The sequence below is a fragment of the Bacillus sp. NMCN1 genome (genome assembly GCF_002998085.1).
Lineage (GTDB): Bacteria > Bacillota > Bacilli > Bacillales > Bacillaceae > Bacillus.
Map to the genome: position 1 here is coordinate 1,245,375 of NZ_PVQL01000001.1, position 14,576 is coordinate 1,259,950.

20 protein-coding genes are annotated in these 14,576 nt (G+C 42.0%); all 20 read right to left on the reverse strand.

Annotated elements, in window-relative coordinates; all coding sequences use genetic code 11:
• The 20 genes from spoVAE to C6W21_RS06685 all read right to left on the reverse strand — a co-directional run bounded on the left by spoVAE (window position 1) and on the right by C6W21_RS06685 (window position 14,486).
• Window positions 1-351 (reverse strand): stage V sporulation protein AE, encoded by a 351-nt coding sequence (spoVAE, locus tag C6W21_RS06590; protein WP_106049717.1) that lies wholly within the window; start codon window positions 349-351, stop codon window positions 1-3.
• Complete coding sequence (gene spoVAD, locus C6W21_RS06595) at window positions 351-1,367, reverse strand: stage V sporulation protein AD (RefSeq protein WP_106049718.1); 1,017 nt, start codon at window positions 1,365-1,367, stop codon at window positions 351-353. The genes spoVAE and spoVAD overlap by 1 nt, the downstream gene beginning before the upstream one ends.
• 12 nt (window positions 1,368-1,379) lie before the next feature.
• Window positions 1,380-1,832 carry a stage V sporulation protein AC gene (spoVAC, locus tag C6W21_RS06600; protein WP_065098331.1) on the reverse strand — a complete coding sequence of 151 codons (453 nt, stop codon included), beginning with the start codon at window positions 1,830-1,832 and terminating at the stop codon, window positions 1,380-1,382.
• A 20-nt stretch (window positions 1,833-1,852) separates the two neighbouring features.
• A complete protein-coding gene (locus C6W21_RS06605; RefSeq protein ID WP_034661142.1) occupies window positions 1,853-2,269 on the reverse strand; it encodes a stage V sporulation protein AB in 417 nt (138 codons plus the stop codon).
• Window positions 2,259-2,882: a stage V sporulation protein AA gene (locus C6W21_RS06610; RefSeq protein ID WP_106049719.1), complete on the reverse strand. Its 624-nt coding sequence runs from the start codon at window positions 2,880-2,882 to the stop codon at window positions 2,259-2,261. Before C6W21_RS06610 ends, C6W21_RS06605 begins: the two co-directional genes overlap by 11 nt.
• 114 nt (window positions 2,883-2,996) lie before the next feature.
• On the reverse strand, window positions 2,997-3,764 hold the full coding sequence (sigF, locus tag C6W21_RS06615) for an RNA polymerase sporulation sigma factor SigF (protein WP_024422864.1): 768 nt from the start codon (window positions 3,762-3,764) through the stop codon (window positions 2,997-2,999).
• Between the two features lie 13 nt (window positions 3,765-3,777).
• On the reverse strand, window positions 3,778-4,218 hold the full coding sequence (spoIIAB, locus tag C6W21_RS06620) for an anti-sigma F factor (RefSeq protein ID WP_024422865.1): 441 nt from the start codon (window positions 4,216-4,218) through the stop codon (window positions 3,778-3,780).
• Window positions 4,215-4,568, reverse strand: coding sequence for an anti-sigma F factor antagonist (gene spoIIAA / locus C6W21_RS06625; RefSeq protein ID WP_012010448.1), 354 nt, complete (start codon window positions 4,566-4,568; stop codon window positions 4,215-4,217). Before spoIIAA ends, spoIIAB begins: the two co-directional genes overlap by 4 nt.
• A gap of 162 nt (window positions 4,569-4,730) precedes the next feature.
• The gene (locus tag C6W21_RS06630; RefSeq protein ID WP_411266025.1) at window positions 4,731-5,885 is read right to left on the reverse strand and encodes a D-alanyl-D-alanine carboxypeptidase family protein; all 1,155 of its coding nucleotides are present in this window, start codon (window positions 5,883-5,885) and stop codon (window positions 4,731-4,733) included.
• A 157-nt stretch (window positions 5,886-6,042) separates the two neighbouring features.
• A complete protein-coding gene (locus C6W21_RS06635; protein ID WP_106049721.1) occupies window positions 6,043-6,855 on the reverse strand; it encodes a purine-nucleoside phosphorylase in 813 nt (270 codons plus the stop codon).
• 11 nt (window positions 6,856-6,866) lie between these two features.
• Window positions 6,867-8,051 (reverse strand): phosphopentomutase, encoded by a 1,185-nt coding sequence (gene deoB, locus C6W21_RS06640; RefSeq protein ID WP_106049722.1) that lies wholly within the window; start codon window positions 8,049-8,051, stop codon window positions 6,867-6,869.
• A gap of 151 nt (window positions 8,052-8,202) precedes the next feature.
• Window positions 8,203-9,093, reverse strand: coding sequence for a site-specific tyrosine recombinase XerD (xerD, locus tag C6W21_RS06645; RefSeq protein ID WP_034661153.1), 891 nt, complete (start codon window positions 9,091-9,093; stop codon window positions 8,203-8,205).
• A 6-nt stretch (window positions 9,094-9,099) separates the two neighbouring features.
• The gene (locus C6W21_RS06650) at window positions 9,100-9,327 is read right to left on the reverse strand and encodes a YqzK family protein (protein WP_003215798.1); all 228 of its coding nucleotides are present in this window, start codon (window positions 9,325-9,327) and stop codon (window positions 9,100-9,102) included.
• Between the two features lie 118 nt (window positions 9,328-9,445).
• Window positions 9,446-9,898, reverse strand: a complete 453-nt coding sequence (gene fur, locus C6W21_RS06655) for a ferric iron uptake transcriptional regulator (protein WP_003215577.1) — start codon at window positions 9,896-9,898, stop codon at window positions 9,446-9,448.
• Between the two features lie 118 nt (window positions 9,899-10,016).
• A complete protein-coding gene (gene spoIIM / locus C6W21_RS06660; protein ID WP_106049723.1) occupies window positions 10,017-10,664 on the reverse strand; it encodes a stage II sporulation protein M in 648 nt (215 codons plus the stop codon).
• Window positions 10,665-10,780: 116 nt separating this feature from the next.
• Entirely contained in the window at window positions 10,781-11,911 is a 1,131-nt protein-coding gene (locus tag C6W21_RS06665; protein WP_106049724.1) for a S8 family peptidase, read from the reverse strand.
• 110 nt (window positions 11,912-12,021) lie between these two features.
• Window positions 12,022-12,243, reverse strand: coding sequence for a hypothetical protein (locus C6W21_RS06670; RefSeq protein ID WP_106049725.1), 222 nt, complete (start codon window positions 12,241-12,243; stop codon window positions 12,022-12,024).
• Between the two features lie 68 nt (window positions 12,244-12,311).
• On the reverse strand, window positions 12,312-12,764 hold the full coding sequence (locus tag C6W21_RS06675; RefSeq protein ID WP_106049726.1) for a GNAT family N-acetyltransferase: 453 nt from the start codon (window positions 12,762-12,764) through the stop codon (window positions 12,312-12,314).
• On the reverse strand, window positions 12,751-13,932 hold the full coding sequence (locus tag C6W21_RS06680; protein WP_106049727.1) for a TIGR00375 family protein: 1,182 nt from the start codon (window positions 13,930-13,932) through the stop codon (window positions 12,751-12,753). The genes C6W21_RS06675 and C6W21_RS06680 overlap by 14 nt, the downstream gene beginning before the upstream one ends.
• Window positions 13,929-14,486 (reverse strand): NUDIX hydrolase, encoded by a 558-nt coding sequence (locus tag C6W21_RS06685; protein WP_060596775.1) that lies wholly within the window; start codon window positions 14,484-14,486, stop codon window positions 13,929-13,931. Before C6W21_RS06685 ends, C6W21_RS06680 begins: the two co-directional genes overlap by 4 nt.
• Window positions 14,487-14,576: the final 90 nt, after the last annotated feature.

Sequence of the window (14,576 nt, forward strand, 5' to 3'; positions counted from 1 at the left end):
TTATCCTTTCGGTTTAAAGATAAGAGCGATAATAAATGAGAATAAAATCGCAGCTGATATTCCAGCAGAAGTTAATTCAAAAATACCGATCCCGATTCCGATGAACCCGTGTACATCTGCCTGATGCATCGCCCCATGAAGCAAGCTATGACCAAAGCTGACGATTGGTACGGTTGCGCCCGCACCTGCAAATTCAATAAATTTATCATAAATACCGAATCCGTCTAAGATGGTACCCGCCACAACAAAGGTGGTCATGACATGTGCAGGCGTGAGTTTGAGTACGTCTAGTAAAAGCTGGCCAATGATGCAAATAAGTCCGCCTGCAACAAAAGCGATAAGATAATCCATTAGCTCTCTCCTCCTGCACGCTCAAATACGACCCCGTGTGCAATGGTTGGAATGGTCTCTTTTTGCTGGACCATCGTTGGGCTTAGAAGCGCCCCGGTTGCCACAACGAGTACTCTTTGCAGATTTCCTGCTTTCATTTCTTGAAAAATATGACTGAACGTCACAACAGCTGAACAAGCACAGCCGCTCCCACCAGCGAATACATTTTGATCGGGTGTATAGATGATTAAACCGCAATCATCATGCTTTCTCCCAAGCTGAATGCCTTCTTCCTTCAGAAGATCCTTTAAGATCGGTGAACCAATGCCAGATAAATCCCCTGTTAAGATCAAATCGTAATCATCCACTGTTCTCCCTAAGTCTTCTAAATGCTGCTTGATGGTGTCTGCCGCTGCCGGCGCCATTGCCGATCCCATGTCAAATGCATCTGTAATCCCAAGATCCATCACCCTGCCTACGGTAGCGCTTGTAATTTGAATTTGAGAGGGCTCTTGGCTGATAATAACAGCCCCGCTCCCAGTGACTGTACTTGTGGCTGTATCTGGCTTTTGTCCGCCGTATTCTGTCGGATTACGAAATTGGCGTTCTGCCGTCGCATTATGACTGCTTGTTGCTGCAATAGCTCTATTGGCAAAGCCGCCATCAACGAGTGCTGACGCAATGGCGACCGATTCCATTGAGGTTGAGCATGCCCCAAACAAGCACAGAAACGGGATTTTCAGTTCTCTTGCCACATAGTTTGCTGTGACGTTTTGATTGAGTAAATCTCCTGCCAGCAATAGATCAATATCGCTTTTTTGCAAATTTGCTTTTGATAAAGCGTTGGATATCGCATCATCCATGAGTTTTCTTTCAGCCATTTCCCAGTTCTTTTGATCACAATGCATTTCATCGTATGTTTTATCAATTAAATGACCAATCGGTCCTTCTTTTTCTTTCGGCCCTGCAGCAGTTCCTTCTGCATTGACGTAAAGCTTATGCTCAAATACCCAAGATTGTTTACCTGTTAGTTTCACGTTTCATTCCTCCTACGAAAACATCTTTTCCAAGACGTATCGAATGATTCCTACGACATATGCCGAGACGACACCAAACACAATGACGTTCCCAGCGAGCTTAAACATATTTGTGGCAACCCCTAAAACAAGCCCTTCACTTCTATGCTCAAGGGCAGCACTTGTCATACTGTTTGCAAATCCTGTCACCGGAACAGCCGACCCCGCTCCAGCAAACTGGCCGATCCTATCGTAAATACCGATACCAGTTAATATAGAAGAAATTAAAATGAGGGTCGCCACGGTTGGGTTCCCTGCTGTCTTTTCATTAAAATCAAAAAAGTGGATATAGAAGTTTTGCAGCCCCTCGCCTATAGCGCAGATCAACCCACCAACAAGAAAAGCCTTGATGCAGTTGAGGACATAAGGAGGTTTAGGCTGATACGTTTTCACCTTAGATGGATAGTTCTCTTTTAAACTCGACACGTGTTGTTCCCTCCAAATTCTTAAATATAAATCAGCCAATGAAATAGTGAACCAAATACCTTTCCTAAGACAATGGCCATGAGAAGCAAAACAATTTTCCCGTCCATTCCAATTCTTTTCGTTAATATAGGAAGTACATTTAATACTTCAGTCAGCGCAGCTGCAAGCATGCCGACAAAGATACCTGCTAAAAGACCAATCGGAAGCGCCAGCCATTTGGATAAATGCAAATGTATTGGACTTAAGGTTGCCCAGCCGCCAACGACCGCCCCGCTGATGACAGCCGCCTCGTACCCTTGTATGAAGCGCTGCGTTTTGGTTAATTGCATTAAACGAGGGATGATGCCCAGCACTGTGAGAAATGCCACAAATCCTGCTCCTACCGTTAAACCGCCGCCAAGTCCAACAAGCACGACAAAAAGCCACTTACCGATCATGGATGTCTTTCATAGTTTCTTTATTTTCTTTGAGGGCGACATAATGATCGAGATCGAGCTGATATTTAAACATTTCCACTTCGAGCGGACTTGGTTCTTCATTTAAACGCTTTTTAAATACATGATTGAAAAATAAAATCATGCCGAAGCCTAGTCCTAAGCTATATGGAATTTGCAATAAATAAGGATGCTCAACCGTTTTTCCTGTGATCATTTCATATAAGCGGATATGAACGAGCCGCATACTGACATCCTCGTGGAAATTCATAATGGCAAGCGCCGCTCCGACAAATAACAGGAGCCATACAAACACAAATAGAACGGGAGAAAGCTGGCGTTTGCCTGTATCAATTTCGACAATGGCCTCAGCGCCTCCAACGGTTTGAATGTCGATGTCTGGCCATGTTTTTTTGATCGTTTTGACCACATGCATGATATCAAGAACGGCGATGTGACGATCCTTTTTACTGACATGATATATCGGCATTTTGCTAAGCTTTTGCACAGCAAACTCATCACCAGTGATTTGGGCGATATCTTCTAAATAAATGAGCTGATCATTACCGGTCTTGATTCGATGGCGCAGCCGAAGAAAGATTTGTTGTCCGTCCATCCAAGTCACTTCCTAAACGATGGGTTAAAAATAGTATGTGGTGAAAAATGGTTCTCATACCGATAGAACTTGATTTACCGGTAATTACCACACAAAAAAAGCCAGCCGAATTGGCTAGCTGTCTTTTTGATCCATTTGCATTTGGATTTGTTTTAAAATTTTCTTTTCAAGCCGCGAGACTTGTACTTGTGAAATACCGAGCCTCTCCGCTACCTCAGATTGTGTTTGGTCTTTATAGTATCTTAAGTACACAATGAGTTTTTCTCGTTCTTCCAATTCCTTGATCGCTTCTTTCAGGGCGATTTTATCAAACCATCTTTCTTCTGAATGATCGGCAATTTGATCAAGCAATGTAATCGGGTCCCCGTCATTTTCATACACGGTTTCATGAATCGATGACGGTGAGCGGACCGCTTCTTGGGCAAGGACGACATCCTCTGGTGTGATATCAAGATATTCGGCTATTTCCTGGACAGTCGGCATTCTTCCGTGAGACTTAGACAATTCATCTCTTGCCCGCCGAATTTTATTTCCGAGTTCCTTAAGTGACCGGCTGACTTTAACCGTCCCATCATCCCGGATGAATCGCTGGATTTCACCAATGATCATTGGAACGGCGTAGGTCGAAAACTTCACATCATATGACAAATCAAATTTATCAACAGATTTTAGCAGTCCAATACAGCCAATCTGAAACAAATCATCTGGTTCATATCCTCTATTTAAAAAACGCTGAACAACGGACCAAACAAGACGCATGTTTTTTTCTACGAGGAGGTCTCTTGCTTGCTGATCACCGTCTTGGCTTTTTTTGATGAGCTCTTTGACTTCATCATTTGACAGCTGGGCTTTTTTTGCTTGCTTTTTTACCTCCACATCCATATGAGCAGCTCCTTTAATTACAAAGCGCTTTGCTTTTTGATAGATGCTTTGTTAAACGGATGGTCGTGCCCATTTCTGGAGATGAGTCCACCATCACATCATCCATAAAATTCTCCATGATGGTAAAGCCCATTCCAGAGCGTTCTAAGTCTGGTTTTGTGGTAAAAAGCGGCTGTCTTGCTTCCTCAAGATCTGTAATTCCCATGCCTTCGTCACGGATGGTGAGGTACACAACATGGTCATCAAGTGTGACATGGATATGCACCTTGCCATCTGGATTCCCATCATAGCCATGGATAATGGAGTTTGTCACCGCCTCTGACACAACGGTTTTGATTTCTGTTAATTCATCTAATGTCGGATCAAGCTGGGCGATAAACGCCGCGACTGTCACCCTCGCAAAGGATTCATTTTGACTTAAAGCAGAGAACGTCAGGTTCATTTCATTTCTCATGATGCCACCCCCAATGTTTGCAAAGCTGTTTGCTCTGAAGGCTCCATACGAATAATTTTAAACAAGCCAGACATATCAAATAACCGGTTCACCGCAGGCGAGATAGCACAGACGACCATTTCTCCGCCAAGCTGCTTAATTTCTTTATATCTTCCTAAAATCACTCCGAGTCCTGAGCTGTCCATAAACGTTAAATCAGCCAAATTCAGCACGATGTGGCGAATGTCCTCTGTTTCCAAATAATTCGTCACCTTTTGTCTCAATGTTTCTGCGGAGTGATGATCAAGCTCTCCTGTTAACCGAATGCAAAGTACGCTCTCTTTTACTTGAAAGTCAATATCAAGGCTCATCTTTTTATTCCTCCTTGCTCTAATTTCGGATAAAGATTGTTTCTCTTTTTTATCAAGTAAATCCTTCACCATGACAAAACTAGTGACCATTCGTCACATTTAGATGTTCTTTTCTTCTTCCTCATAGCAAAAAGACTGCCAATTACAGCAGTCTTTCATTTTTTATTTCCATTTCACAAATTCAGCCATCGCTCGTTTGAAGAAAGTCCAAACGCCCGCTTTTTCCATTCCTTCTTTGGCTTCTACAGGGCTTTCATGCAGCACTTTCCCGTCTTTTTTCAAGACAATTGTACCAAGCTCCGTTCCTTTTGAGAATGGGGCCGTGACATCCTGAGACAATTTGATTTCTTTTTTAATCTGATCCACATTCTCGCCTTTTTTCGTTAAAAGGGAGATTGGCTCAGAGGTAACAAGCTGAATGTTTTTCTTTTTCCCTTTGCTTACCTTGATCTCGGCTACGTCTTGTCCTCGTTTGTAAAGCGGGTGAGTGGTGTATTGATTAAATGCATAGTCTAACATTTTGACCACTTGAGCATTTCTGTCTTTCGGTGTACTTGCACCGAAGACAACTGCAATGACGCGCATGTTTCCTTTTTTAGCGGATGCAGTCAAACAGTATTTGGCTTCCCCTGTAAAACCTGTTTTCAACCCATCGACACCTGGATAAAATTTAATCAATCGGTTCGTATTCACAAGCCAGAATTTTTTATCCGTGTTTTGACGGAGATAGTCTTCGTAGACACCTGTGAATTTGGTGATTTGTTCATATTTCAACAGCTCTTTTGCCATTTTTGCCATATCATGAGCTGTACTGTAATGGTCTTTTTCAGGAAGTCCTGTTGGGTTTTGAAAGACCGTAGAGGTGAGGCCGAGTTCTTTTGCCTTTTTGTTCATTTGCTCCACAAACTGTTCTTCAGACCCTGCAATATGCTCTGCCATGGCAACTGAAGCATCATTTCCTGACGCAATCGCAATGCCTTTCAGCATTTCTTTCACGGTCATTTCTTCTCCAGGCTCAAGGAAGATTTGTGACCCTCCCATTGATGCTGCATAGTCACTTGTTCTAACCTTGTCAGTCATTTTCAGTTTTCCTTGATCAATGGCTTCCATGATGAGAAGCATCGTCATGATTTTGGTCATACTTGCGGGTGCAAGCTTTTCATCGCTGTTTTTGTTGTAAAGCACTTTTCCCGTGTCACGTTCTATTAAGATGGCTGATTTGGCTTCGTGCACCAATTCTGATGTTTGTTTCTCTCCTGGTTTTTCAATCTTTTCTTTTGCTATCGCTGATGGTGAAACCATTGAGATAAGGATCATTAAAATAAACAATGCACATATATGACGTTTCAAGTGGCAGACCTCCATTATCGTAATCCTTTCTATTTTTTCCTCATCCAGGCTGTTTTATTCAGAGATCGTATGATTGCCATAAAAAAAGCCTTCTGTCGATAAACAGAAGGCTTCTTGAAACATGCTATGAGAGTTGTTTGACAATATCTTTTACTAAATCAAGGAAACTTGCTTTCACTTTTTCCGTTACTTCAATGACTTCATCATGAGACAGCGGCTGATCTAAAATACCTGATGCCGCATTGGAAATGCATGAAATACCAAGCACTTTGATTCCTGCATGACGGGCAACAATCACCTCTGGAACAGTTGACATGCCTACAGCATCTGCTCCAAGTGTTCTGAGGAAACGAACTTCAGCTGGTGTTTCATAGGAAGGACCTGTCATCCCTGCATAAACACCCTGCTGTACAGATATACCTAATCGCTGAGCTGTTTCTTCTGCAAGTGCCAGCAAATCTTTATCGTATGGGGCAGACATATCAGGGAAACGAACACCTTGACTGTCATTTGGTCCGATTAATGGATTGGTCCCCATCATATTGATATGATCTGTGATCAGCATGAGATCGCCTGGACGGAAAGACGTATTCACGCCGCCGGCTGCATTTGTCACAATGCATGTCTTAATGCCAATTTCTTTCATCACACGGACAGGAAACGTCACTTGCTTCATATCATATCCTTCATAGAAATGAAAACGACCTTGCATCGCACATACGACAGTGCCTTTCAGCGTCCCGATGACGAGCTGTCCTGCATGACCCTCTACTGTTGAAACAGGGAATCCAGGAATATCTTCATATTTCAATTTGATTGGATTTTCAATCTCATCTGCTAAAATGCCAAGCCCTGAACCTAAGATCAATCCAACTGTTGGTACGTTTGTCGATGCTTGTTTAATGTATGCTGCCGCTTCTGAAAACTGTGCTCCCACGAGATTTCCCCCTATTTGAGTTTAGATAAAAAGCTTGTTCCGTATTTTGGCATCGTTGACTTGAAATTGTCTGCAACCGTTGCCCCAAGATCAGCAAAGGTTTTTGCTGTTGGCAGTTCATTTGCTCCTTGATGCTTTTTGCTGTAAGCAATGAGCGGAACATATTCTCTTGTATGATCTGTTCCGTGATGAACCGGATCATTTCCATGATCTGCTGTGATCACAAGGAGATCATCCTCTTTCAACAGGTCAAACACTTCAGGAAGTCGTGCGTCAAATTCCTCTAGTGCTTTTCCGTAGCCCTCTGGATCTCTTCTATGTCCGTAAAGAGCGTCAAAATCAACAAGGTTTAAAAAGCTGAGTCCTGTAAAGTCTGTTTTAAGTGTATCGACCAGCTTGTCCATTCCATCCATGTTCGATTTTGTTCTGAGAGAAGATGTGATTCCTTCGCCATCATAAATATCAGAGATTTTTCCTATTGCAATCACATCGAGCCCATCATCTTTCAGCTCATTCATGACTGTACGGTCAAATGGTTTTAAAGCATAGTCGTGACGGTTTGGCGTTCTGACAAATGCGCCAGGCTCCCCGACAAACGGACGAGCGATAATACGTCCAACCATATACTTTTCATCTAATGTGAGTTCACGTGCAATTTCACAAATACGGTAAAGTTCATCTAATGGCACCACTTCTTCGTGCGCAGCAATTTGCAGCACAGAATCCGCAGATGTATAAACGATTAAATCGCCTGTTTTCATGTGCTCTTCGCCAAGCTCGTCTAAAATTTCAGTACCAGACGCAGGTTTATTTCCAATAATGCCTCTGCCTGTTTTTTCTTTTAGTTCATTTAATAGTTCATCTGGGAATCCGTCTGGAAAGACTTTGAACGGTGTGTCTATGTAAAGACCCATGATTTCCCAGTGTCCAGTCATTGTGTCTTTACCATTTGATGCTTCTTGCATTTTTCCATAATACGCAAGCGGTTTTTCATCCGCTGGAATTCCTTTGATTTCTTTAATATGACTCAGACCAAGCTTAGCCATATTCGGCATATGAAGCCCGTTCATTTTTTCAGCAATATGTCCTAGTGTATCTGCACCTACATCATTAAATTCAGCAGCATCAGGGGCTTCCCCAATTCCTACTGAATCCATTACGACGAGGAAAATGCGTTTATACTGATAATCAGGCATTAAAAAGCGCCTCCTTCAATATTCTTGTCTATTGACCTTTCAAAAAGAGAGGTCTGACATCTCAAGTATAAACCGTTTACAAGCCGGTTGACAACCATAAACGGTGCAAACATGAAAAAGCATGACACGCGTTCACCGTGTCATGCTTTACTTATGCCCTTGGATGGAATTTGTGATACACATCTTTCAGTCTTGTTTTCGTCACATGTGTATAAATTTGTGTCGTCGAGATATCGGCATGTCCAAGCATCTCCTGCACAGCTCTTAGGTCTGCACCGTTTTCAAGCAGATGTGTTGCAAATGAATGCCTGAGTGTATGGGGTGTGAGTTCTTTTTGAATCCCTGCTTCGATGGCTCGTTTTTTTAAATTCTTCCAGAAGCCTTGCCGCGACATCTTTTTCCCGTGATGATTGAGAAATAAGGCATCTGCCGGCTGTTTTTTTAACAGCTTGCTTCTTCCCTTTTCGATATATTCTTCAATCGCACTTGCAGCAGCTTCACCAATTGGCACAATCCGCTCTTTTCTTCCTTTTCCAAAACAACGGATAAAGCCCATTGTGAGGTGAACATCAGCAAGGGTCAGATCCAGCATTTCACTGACGCGAATGCCTGTTGCATATAAGAGCTCGAGCATCGCTTTGTCACGGTAGTCAAAGGGAGTGTGCTGATTTGGTGTATCAAGCAGCTTTTCGACTTCCCCTAGTGATAGAACTTTCGGTAATTTCCGCTCTGTTTTTTGCGTTTCAATGTTCCATGACGGATCATCTGTTGTCACTTTTTCCCGAAGCAGAAATTGATGGAAGGAACGGATTGAGGATAGATGCCGCACTGACGTTTTACTCGATTTCCCTTCCTCTTTTAGCTGCTTTAAATAATGAATGATGTGCAGGCGCGTGACATCTTTGATATCTGTCAGCTGCTCATGTGTCATTAAAAAAGACAAGTAGTTCTGTAAATCTCGTTTATATGAAACAATGGTATTTTCAGAGAGTCCTCTCTCTACTGTCATAAAATGAATAAAGTCGGATAATTGATCGTTCAATGATTTCTACTCCCCGTTTTGATAAAAATAAATCAATCGGTCTTGCCAGTTGTCTTGATTCGGCTGATCCATTTCCATCACTTTAATTGCTGCACCCTCTGGTTTATCATAACGATGATAGCTTTCATATTCTGAATTTATCCATATCATAGCATAATAGAACAGGACGGTAAAACCAGTGAACAAGATGAATACTTTCATCACTTCACCTGTTGTTTTGAGCCATTTTCGCATGATTTTCATGTCCTTTCTCAAGCTTTTCATTACTTCAGCATATGCCAGGTGGGACAAGGAATATACAGCGAAAATGCAAAAAACCTCTTCATCTTAAATGAAAAGGTTCCAATTCGGATTATTTGCCGGATTCATCATCATGACACCGGTGGCAAATACCATGGAATGTCAATCTATGATCCTTAATTTTAAATTTCCAGTCACGTTCAATAATCTCTTCAACGTCTTCTAATAAATCATCTTCTATCTCATCGACTGTCCCGCATTCCATGCAGACAAGATGATGATGGAAGTGAGCGGCTCCTTCTTTGCGAAGATCATATCGCGAAACGCCGTCTCCAAAGTTAATTTTATCAACAACTTTCAGTTCAGTTAGCAATTCTAACGTTCGATAAACAGTAGCAAGACCAATTTCAGGAGACTTCTCTTTTACGAGGAGGTATACATCTTCTGCACTTAAATGGTCTTCTTCATTCTCAAGCAGTACTCTTACTGTTGCTTCACGCTGTGGCGTGAGCTTATAGCTGGAAGAATGAAGCTGTTTCTTAATTCGATCAATCCGATTTTCCATTGACTTTCCCTCCTACGCCACATTACTTGATCATTATATCAAATGATGTGCTGAGAGCCAACTATAATCATTTTAAATTGATAAATAAATTGATTATTATTTAATAACGATTATAAAATTATGAAAAAAGAACACCTGCCAGCTTTTTCATGAGCATGAAAGATACGTACGATTCAAAAAAGGACGAAAGTGCAGCAAGTGCTAAAATCATCAGCAGAACAGATGCATACCGGGCGAACCACTGAACGGGTGCTTGACTGATGGTTTTTTTCATGAACAGCTGCCCAATGAGACGGATGGAAAACGCAATCGCACATGTACCAATCACTAAATAGGCTGGAATAAGCAATATGTTTTGCGGAAGAACCGATACGAACGAAAGGAAAAAACCACTCAGTCCCATTTGATTTACTAGAAAACCAACTGTAAACCCAACGACAATTCCTTTTAAAAAGATCATGAGAAAGATGAGCGGCAGGCCAACGATAGATATTCCTAGTATCCACATAAGACCTAAATATTTCATATGATGCAAAAAGCTTTGCAAAAACATTTCTTTTGATTCTGCTGCTTTCTCATTCGTCAGCTGACCAAAAAATTGATTTAAATAATAGAATAAATCCTCTTTCTGACTAATTGTCATACTATTGACGATGATGGCCCCAAAGATCACGCCCATTAAAAAGAGTACAGAGACAAACAAATAAATCGATAGATGGTCTTTTACGTGCTGAAGAAGATGTTCCTTCCAAGACTTTTTCCGCATGCGTCTTCCTCCCAAATAGTAAAGGTTACTAGATTGTATGAGAGAGATTACGAAACATGACAGTTTTATTGAAAGAAAAAAGAGAAAGCAGCCTAAACACTGCTCTCTCTTCTCATTTATCGTGCGGCTTTTTGTACGTTCACAAGCCCGGCACCATAATAAAAGGGATCTCCAAGCTGTGTAGCCGTTTTTGAAAGTCTCTCGCGCACTTCATCGTTTGTCAGATTCGGATGTTTTGATAGAATGACAGCCGCAGCTCCTGCTACATGCGGTGATGCCATGGATGTTCCGCTCTTGTATCCATATTCATTATGAGGTATGGTGCTGAGCGTTGAAACGCCCGGTGCTGAGACTTCCACCTCTTCGCCAACAGATGAGTCAAAGGCTCTTTGCTTTCTTTGGTCAACAGAGGCAACCGCCATCACTGAGCTGTACTTAGCTGGATAGTCAACCGTATTGAGAGAGCCATAGCTTCCTGCATTCCCAGCAGAAGCCACAATGAGAATTCCTTTGTCGTATGCTCGATCTACCGCTTCTTTCAGCGCTTCAGATTCACTTGCTCCGCCCATACTAATATTGATGACATCCATGTCATTCTCAATGGCCCATTCAATTCCTTTAATGATCCAGCTATAGTAGCCGTCACCATTTTCATCTGCCACCTTGACCGCATAGATAGAAGCTTCTGGCGCAACACCAACGACACCTACCTTATTATCTAACGCTACAATTGTGCCTGCCACATGCGTTCCGTGTTCATGCGGGTCAACAAGCGGATCTGACTCTGTTGGAACAAAGCTGACTCCGCCGGTGACATGCAAATCTTCATGTTTGCCATCAATGCCGCTGTCAAGAACGGCTACTTTGACATTTTGTCCTGCGTATCCCCGTGTATGTACCTTTTGTGCTTTGATGCTTTTGATGCCATATGGGATCGTTTGTCCGCTTGTTTTTGCTTTTTGATCCTTTTCAATGAAGGTCACTTCTTTTGCTTGATTCAGTTTCTCTTTCGATGCCTCATTCATGGAAACTTTCATCATATCTATTTGCTCTATGGATTCTTTCACATGCCCACCAGCTTCTTCGACAAGCTGTTTTTGTGTATGATCTTGAATGGAAGAAGAAAAGCCGATCATGTACTCTTTTTTTGCTTGCTCCTTTGCAAAAATATGTGACGCGCCGAACGTGACCGATGCCAGCATCATACTTGCCATACAAAGCCCTGCTCCAATTGACTTGACGTTCATGATACTCACTCTCCCTTTCATCTTTTTTGTCATTTAACTACATTTTTAGACAAAAAGAAACGACCGTTTGTCCTATTTTTTAAAATTTTTCCATTTATTTGAACTAGTTGTCACAAAAAAGCAAAATAAAAATGCTTATGATCCTCTTGATAGTGGTCATAAGCATTCCTTCTTTTATGTTTTTTCATCATGTGCTGCAAGGCTTCTTGTTTTGTTTTTGTCTTTCTTTCATGTGTGCTAAAATGCGGCAAGTTTCCTCTCGATAGTTCCGAGTTTCGGCTGTGCTGCCTTTGAATATGTTCTCGTTTTTTCTTTGCATTGCTTTTTCCCATTTGGCAAAACCCCTTTCGTTGACGTTATGATACACGATGTGACATAAAAAAGATAGACGTATACACGCCTATCTTTCTGCTTTCACCATATCAAGATGCGGAATTCCATCTTCATCATAACAATCTGAAACGGCCTTAAAACCAAATGATTCGTAAAACGACTTCAGGTAGGCCTGGGCCTGAATTTTGACACTTGTTTCACCTAAATCACTCAGCTTTTCCATAGCCTTGCTGAGCAGCATTTTTCCATAGCCTTTTTTTCGGCCTGCCTGCGTCACAAGAACGCGGCCAATGGACGCCTCTTCGTACATGATTCCGCTTTGAAAAATTCGGCAATAAGCCACAATCGTGCCGTTCTCTTTTGCAGTCAGATGAAGCGCTTCTTGGTCCCGGTGATCAATTTCAGGGTAAGGGCATGTTTGTTCAACAACAAACACATTGACTCTTTCCATTAAAATCAGGTAAAGATCCTCTTTTGTCAATTGTTCAAACGTTTGACATGTCCAGTTAACTTGATTCATGATTGATATCCACCTTACCGTACACACCGCCACCGCCAGCGATCAGTTCGACTTCACCTTTTCTTGCTTTGATGATGTAATTGGCAGTTTTTTCTGGCAGGACAGCTTTTAGTTCTTGTTCTGTTGCTTGATGAAGGATATTCATCTCTGTGTGAAACACGGCTTTTAGCTTCTCCAGCGTTTTGGCTCCGACACCCGGAATAAATTGAAGCGGGAGCTGATGAACATAAGGAGGTCTTGTTCCTTTATCACTTTCTTGGTCAGCAAGCTCCTTTAAACGCTCACTCACCCCTTTTGTCATCCGGGTATGTCCGCATGCGTGGCACTTTTCTTGATCTAGCGTGCGAGGTCTTGCTCCGCATTTCTCGCAGGTTGTATGATAGTATTTCCCAAGCCGCGGGGCGAGTCCATAATTTCCTGTGATGGCTCTGCCCTCTTTCTCTTCAAGGGCTAGCTTGAATTCGGCAAAAGAGGCGTGATCCATTTGGATTTTTGTATATTCTCGCGCGATTTTCCCTAAAGAATGAGCATCTGAATTCGTTAAAAAGGGATACCGGTTCAGCTCACTTAACTGGGACGCCATTGACGTATCGCAGCTAAGTCCCAGTTCAACAGCATCAATGAGGTCTGGATCGAATACTTCCGTTAAAGAAGTGTTGACTCCTTTGCCAAATAAGCTTTTATGCGGCGTGAAAATATGAGCAGGAATAAACAAGCCTCCTAGCTCCTTTACCTTACGCTGAAGTGTTTTCCCATCAACATAAAGGCGCTGGGAACTCAAATGCACATTTTTCATATGAAGCGCGAGCCACGCGGAGAACTCAGACATTTTGTGAAGTGTAGGCATAAATGCCAGTACGTGAATCGGACCCTTTGAATGGTCATCATTGATTTCTAATTCACTGCCTAAAAGGAGTACGGTCTGTCCAAATGATAGACCGCCATCATTTAGTTCAGTGTACTTGCCTTCCTCTACACCCTCTATTAATTCTTCTAGGACTTCTGGAGATTGTGCATCAATCACACCAATCATCCCCATCCCTTTACTTTGCGTTGCTTCAATGAGAATTTGGTCAATTGTCAGTGACCTTGCACCTGTAATTTTAACAGCTCTGCCTGTTCTTGTTCTGCCAATATGAATATGGATATCTGCAAAAAACTCCCTCATTTTGTTGACTTAAGTACCTCTTGCAGTTGTAAGTACTGAATGGCATAGGCCGTTTTTGCATCATAAATATGCTGCTTTTCAATGAGGTGCAAGGCTTCTTCTAATGAAACTTCCATCACTTCAACAAATTCATCTTCATCCAGCTCTCTTTTTTCTTCAAGCGGAACCAGCTGATCTGCAAGATAAATGTGAACGATTTCATCTGCAAAACCTGGTGATGTATAAAAGGCTGTCAGCTTTTGAAGCTGCTGAGTGGTGTACCCTGTTTCTTCTTCTAATTCTCGCAGTGCTGTATGTGCCGGCTCTTCTCCTGGCTCTAATTTTCCAGCCGGAATTTCAACGATGGCTCTCTCTAATGCTTTACGGTATTGCTTGACCAAGATGATCTTATTTTCGTCTGTCCGAGCAATGACAGCTACTGCACCTGGATGTTTGATGATTTCGCGTTTGCCTTGTTTTCCGTTTGGCAATTCTACATCTTCAAGAACCAAATCAATGATTTTTCCGTTGTATAATTCTTTAGTCGATAATGTTTTTTCTTCAAAGTCCTTCAATTTTGTCAGCTCCTCGTTCTACTTTCACTTTTTACTTCATTCATTTTAACATAGATGATTTAGGACAAGCGAAATACGAACACTTGCTTC

What these genes read in the sequence shown, in the direction of transcription:
- spoVAE (WP_106049717.1), bottom strand. Translation starts at nt 351, where the DNA reads ATGGATTATCTTATCGCTTTTGTTGCAGGCGGACTTATTTGCATCATT.
- C6W21_RS06605 (WP_034661142.1), bottom strand. Translation starts at nt 2,269, where the DNA reads ATGATCGGTAAGTGGCTTTTTGTCGTGCTTGTTGGACTTGGCGGCGGT.
- C6W21_RS06610 (WP_106049719.1), bottom strand. Translation starts at nt 2,882, where the DNA reads ATGGACGGACAACAAATCTTTCTTCGGCTGCGCCATCGAATCAAGACC.
- sigF (WP_024422864.1), bottom strand. Translation starts at nt 3,764, where the DNA reads ATGGATGTGGAGGTAAAAAAGCAAGCAAAAAAAGCCCAGCTGTCAAAT.
- spoIIAB (WP_024422865.1), bottom strand. Translation starts at nt 4,218, where the DNA reads ATGAGAAATGAAATGAACCTGACGTTCTCTGCTTTAAGTCAAAATGAA.
- spoIIAA (WP_012010448.1), bottom strand. Translation starts at nt 4,568, where the DNA reads ATGAGCCTTGATATTGACTTTCAAGTAAAAGAGAGCGTACTTTGCATT.
- C6W21_RS06630 (WP_411266025.1), bottom strand. Translation starts at nt 5,885, where the DNA reads ATGATCCTTATCTCAATGGTTTCACCATCAGCGATAGCAAAAGAAAAG.
- deoB (WP_106049722.1), bottom strand. Translation starts at nt 8,051, where the DNA reads ATGCCTGATTATCAGTATAAACGCATTTTCCTCGTCGTAATGGATTCA.
- C6W21_RS06650 (WP_003215798.1), bottom strand. Translation starts at nt 9,327, where the DNA reads ATGCGAAAATGGCTCAAAACAACAGGTGAAGTGATGAAAGTATTCATC.
- fur (WP_003215577.1), bottom strand. Translation starts at nt 9,898, where the DNA reads ATGGAAAATCGGATTGATCGAATTAAGAAACAGCTTCATTCTTCCAGC.
- spoIIM (WP_106049723.1), bottom strand. Translation starts at nt 10,664, where the DNA reads ATGCGGAAAAAGTCTTGGAAGGAACATCTTCTTCAGCACGTAAAAGAC.
- C6W21_RS06665 (WP_106049724.1), bottom strand. Translation starts at nt 11,911, where the DNA reads ATGAACGTCAAGTCAATTGGAGCAGGGCTTTGTATGGCAAGTATGATG.
- C6W21_RS06670 (WP_106049725.1), bottom strand. Translation starts at nt 12,243, where the DNA reads ATGGGAAAAAGCAATGCAAAGAAAAAACGAGAACATATTCAAAGGCAG.
- C6W21_RS06675 (WP_106049726.1), bottom strand. Translation starts at nt 12,764, where the DNA reads ATGAATCAAGTTAACTGGACATGTCAAACGTTTGAACAATTGACAAAA.
- C6W21_RS06680 (WP_106049727.1), bottom strand. Translation starts at nt 13,932, where the DNA reads ATGAGGGAGTTTTTTGCAGATATCCATATTCATATTGGCAGAACAAGA.